This window comes from Microcystis sp. M53603_WE2, assembly GCF_030065435.1.
In genome coordinates, this window is record NZ_JASJFF010000994.1 from 1 (window position 1) to 3,608 (window position 3,608).

At 33.5% G+C, this 3,608-nt stretch carries 6 protein-coding genes and 1 pseudogene; 1 reads left to right on the forward strand and 6 read right to left on the reverse strand.

The genetic code is table 11. From position 1 onward, the window contains the following. Positions 1 to 164: 164 nt before the first annotated feature. The 4 genes and pseudogenes from PX481_RS29850 to PX481_RS21005 form a co-directional block, all read right to left on the reverse strand. Positions 165 to 242: pseudogene (locus PX481_RS29850) on the reverse strand (type II toxin-antitoxin system HicA family toxin); the annotation flags it as partial. Continuing rightward, positions 235 to 498, reverse strand: a complete 264-nt coding sequence (locus PX481_RS20995; RefSeq protein WP_002757300.1) for a type II toxin-antitoxin system HicB family antitoxin — start codon at positions 496 to 498, stop codon at positions 235 to 237. The gene PX481_RS20995 and the pseudogene PX481_RS29850, both read right to left, overlap by 8 nt. 203 nt (positions 499 to 701) lie before the next feature. Continuing rightward, positions 702 to 1,034, reverse strand: coding sequence for a DUF5615 family PIN-like protein (locus PX481_RS21000; protein WP_043998855.1), 333 nt, complete (start codon positions 1,032 to 1,034; stop codon positions 702 to 704). Next, complete coding sequence (locus PX481_RS21005; RefSeq protein ID WP_002757298.1) at positions 1,018 to 1,266, reverse strand: DUF433 domain-containing protein; 249 nt, start codon at positions 1,264 to 1,266, stop codon at positions 1,018 to 1,020. The genes PX481_RS21000 and PX481_RS21005 overlap by 17 nt, the downstream gene beginning before the upstream one ends. Positions 1,267 to 1,474: 208 nt before the next feature. On the opposite strand from PX481_RS21005, the gene PX481_RS21010 reads away from it, so the two are divergent. Then, positions 1,475 to 1,948 carry a PIN domain-containing protein gene (locus PX481_RS21010; protein ID WP_288026984.1) on the forward strand — a complete coding sequence of 158 codons (474 nt, stop codon included), beginning with the start codon at positions 1,475 to 1,477 and terminating at the stop codon, positions 1,946 to 1,948. A 230-nt stretch (positions 1,949 to 2,178) separates the two neighbouring features. Here the strand turns inward: PX481_RS21010 and PX481_RS21015 are convergent, their stop codons facing one another. Together PX481_RS21015 and PX481_RS21020 are read right to left on the reverse strand one after the other, a co-directional pair. Continuing rightward, positions 2,179 to 2,661, reverse strand: coding sequence for a PIN domain-containing protein (locus PX481_RS21015; protein WP_288026981.1), 483 nt, complete (start codon positions 2,659 to 2,661; stop codon positions 2,179 to 2,181). A gap of 5 nt (positions 2,662 to 2,666) precedes the next feature. Further along, entirely contained in the window at positions 2,667 to 2,906 is a 240-nt protein-coding gene (locus PX481_RS21020) for a UPF0175 family protein (protein ID WP_002736878.1), read from the reverse strand. Positions 2,907 to 3,608 lie beyond the last annotated feature (702 nt).

Below are 3,608 nucleotides of genomic sequence, written 5' to 3' on the forward strand. Positions count from 1 at the left end.
ATTATTCCTCCCATCGAGAGCTATTCTGAATTGTAAGTTATAACTATTATAATCTCATTTCTCTTTGTGATCAAGTTGAAGATTTTCTAGTTTTTGACTGCTATAAGTATTAATACTCATTGCATAAGTGAGATGCTCCCGATCACCTGATCACCTTTTCCTTATCGATAAAATTGACAGCCTCCTTTTTCAAGAATTTTGATTAGTGCTTTGGGTTTAAGAGAAGGAATATTTTTAGGCATAAACTTTTCTGAGTTCGTAAGTTTCGGGAGTTTCAGAATCTCCCACAGTTAAAAATTCATGAAGTTCGTCTATAGGAATAGGACTGGTATATATATTGGCTTGATCATGATAAATCTCCCAAAAAGATTCAATCGCTTCTTTTAGTTTCTCCATAGCTTTTTCCTGAGTTTCTCCTTGTCCAACTAATCCATTTTCAAGACATAATGAAACCCAATAATCTGCACTTTTTCTCAGAATAACGGTATAAAAGTTCATGGTGATTGTTCCGTTGAAATTTTCATCGGGGATTAGAATTTACTCCAGCTTAATTTTAACACAAGACCAACCCAACAAACTGCCTTACCTCAATCTTTTAAATTAACGTCTTTGGATCATTTTATCAATAGACAATAAATAAGGCACATTATACTTTGTTAATGCACCCGATCAGAAAAGCGATCGCTGAGGATAATATATGATTATGCAATTACTAAAACGGACTCGGTAGAATTATCGCTAAATCTCTTAATAGCTTGTTTATGTTTTAAAATAAGACTGATTAGATGATGAGTGGTACAATTTCCAATCCTCAGCCAGATGAACTTTGGAGGTTGGCCATACAACAAACTCCGTTGATAAAAATCAGAATCTTTCGAGACAATTATCAATCCATTGATAGGCGCATATTGCCAAATCCTTTGATCGGGAAACCCTTTTAGGCTACAATCTCTAACATGAGCGCTATCGGGAAAATGTGATACCAGTAACAGAGGTAGTTTAGGTGATAAGTTTTCGTCAAATAGCAGTTTCATCGGGAATAACCATTAAACGACGATCCCGCTCGGCGGCAAATGCAAAACAGGCTTGTATATCTTCTAAGGTAAGATCGGGGAAATCATCTAATATTTCTTCAATAGTCATCCCTCCTCCTAGATAATCAAAAATATCTGCTACTGCAATACGAGTATTAACAATGCAAGGTTTGCTACTGCGAATGTCTGGGTTAATCACAATCCGATCTCGATATTTAGCTGCAAAAGACATAGTAATAATTGTTGTTGACTAATGATTATTATAGCTTAATGTTAACTGTACTTTAAGCTTGATAAATCTTAAAACCAAAGCCCTCGACTTTTAGGTTTCAAAAATTCTATTATCAATAAGGTGCATTACACTACCTTAATCCACTCTAAAAGAGCAGCGATCGCACTTTTGATGTTAAACTAAGATCAGAAAACTTTTTCTATCATTTATGAAAAAACTTAGAGTTTATATCGATACATCAGTCATTGCAGGCTGTTTAGATGATGAATTTTCCTTAGAGTCCAATCAATTGATGGAAGCCATTAAGCAAGAAAAGTTTATTTTGTTAATGAGTGATATCATTGTTAGCAAATTAATTAATGCTCCCCAATCGGTTAAAGATATTTTATTATCGATTCCGCAGAGAGTTATTGAAGTAGTTAAGATAACAGCTGAAGTTTTACAGTTAAGGAATGCTTATATCAATGAAGGAGTTGTTACATCAAAGTCTATTAATGATGCTACTCATGTAGCGGCTGCTACAATAGCTAGAGCGGCTGCAATCATATCATGGAATTTTAAACATATTGTGCGCCTAGATAAAATGAAAGGCTATAATCAAATTAATTTACTCAATGGCTACGGGATTTTGACTATTATTTCTCCTTTAGAGGTAACAATTGATCAAGCCAACGACAATTAAAAAAAGTTTTGACTGTTTAGCTTTTAAACAAACCAGTCAAGAAAAAATGGCTGAAGACATGAAAAATCTCAGCTATTCAGATCAGATTGAATATCTTCAAAAAAAGATTAATGAAAGTGATTTAAAGTTATGGTGGGAATCCATCAATAACAAGAAATAAGGCGCATTATACTCTGTTAATGCAGCCGACAAAATAAGCGTGCTGCTACGCAGTGCCTTCAGTATCACACTCAGTCTCCAAAAATGCTCTCAAATATCTCACGCTTGACTCTAAAGTTAATTTCTCTAAGTCTTTGATAAAAAATCTCCAAATTTTCAATTTCTATCTTTCCTTCTTTGAGAAGTTTACGAATAATCGCTAAAGTTCCTTTAACATTTAAGCCTAAGCGTAGTGCTTCTTTTCTTGCTGCAAAGTCATCAAGGATGATATAATCAGTTTGTAATTCTATTCCTAAAGTAATGGCATCAGATTCACCTTTCCCTAAACGTTCATTTAAACTATTTGCTAGAGAGATTAATTTAATATTTAGGATAATTAATTTCTGTTGATTGATCAGCTTATTAAGAGTCTCTGAAGATTGATCTTGTTTGGCATTAATTTCTTGTTGTACGGTTGCAGGCAAATAAAAATTATCATTAGAATCTAGTAATTTTTCTAAAAATCCTAACTGAGACAAAAAGATTAAAGGGTAAGAATTGAAAACAATTTTCATAGAGATTACCATTTTTTTTCTCTATCTATGTCTTCTGTAGTAAGATAAGAAAAATCGATTCCCATTAATTCTAAAATTTTCAAGAACATTTCTGTATCCATTTCCATGATTTCTGCGGCTTTATGAAGACTGATGATGCGAGAAACTAAAGCACCCACCACAAAAATAAATTGTTCTTTTTGTTCAATATTATCAAATAATTGAATTTCGGCGGCGATTTCTTGAAAAGTGGTCGAAGTATTCATTGTCTTGCTAAGTTTCATCAATTAAGACATATCTAACTTAATTTTAACGCAAAATCAACCCAACAAACTGCCCTTATCTCAATCTTTTAAATTATAGACAACAAATAAGGTGCATTAACAAAGTATAATGCACCCGATAAGAAAGCGATCGCACTTCATCAATTAACTCCGAGTTCGCCTTTTGAATTCCTCAATTCTTTTCTCTATCACTCTAGGGTTCGGGTTTTCCCAGTCATCTAGAGAATTATAAAGAATTGCTGGAATTAATACTTTTCTCTTTTTGTCAAATTTTATGTTAAGAAATATGTGACTATAGGATCGAGAAAACGGGTTTCTTTAAGAAACCCGTTTTCTTGACTCTGAGTCAAGTTAATCAGGTGGCTGGTAGGAGAAATCAAGGTTTAACCGCACCGAATTTAATTTGATTTTCTCTGATTCATGAATAAACCTGATGAAAAAAAAATAAAAAAAAAATAAAAATAAGCATATTTTATATCCTATTGACGGTAGAAAAAAACGGTCTTAGGATGATGGAAACCATTAATTGATGGTTTGATAGTTTTGCAACATCTCAATAAATGCTGGTAAGGAAGCCGAAGTCAACCTAGAAAATGAACCCGCACTCGTGAGAAAGCATCGACTTAGGTTGCACTGAGGAAGAAAATCTGCTTTAACTAAGGATATGCTTCTTCCCATCGAGAG

What these genes read in the sequence shown, in the direction of transcription:
- PX481_RS20995 (WP_002757300.1), bottom strand. Translation starts at nt 498, where the DNA reads ATGAACTTTTATACCGTTATTCTGAGAAAAAGTGCAGATTATTGGGTT.
- PX481_RS21000 (WP_043998855.1), bottom strand. Translation starts at nt 1,034, where the DNA reads ATGAAACTGCTATTTGACGAAAACTTATCACCTAAACTACCTCTGTTA.
- PX481_RS21005 (WP_002757298.1), bottom strand. Translation starts at nt 1,266, where the DNA reads ATGTCTTTTGCAGCTAAATATCGAGATCGGATTGTGATTAACCCAGAC.
- PX481_RS21010 (WP_288026984.1), top strand. Translation starts at nt 1,475, where the DNA reads ATGAAAAAACTTAGAGTTTATATCGATACATCAGTCATTGCAGGCTGT.
- PX481_RS21015 (WP_288026981.1), bottom strand. Translation starts at nt 2,661, where the DNA reads ATGAAAATTGTTTTCAATTCTTACCCTTTAATCTTTTTGTCTCAGTTA.
- PX481_RS21020 (WP_002736878.1), bottom strand. Translation starts at nt 2,906, where the DNA reads ATGAATACTTCGACCACTTTTCAAGAAATCGCCGCCGAAATTCAATTA.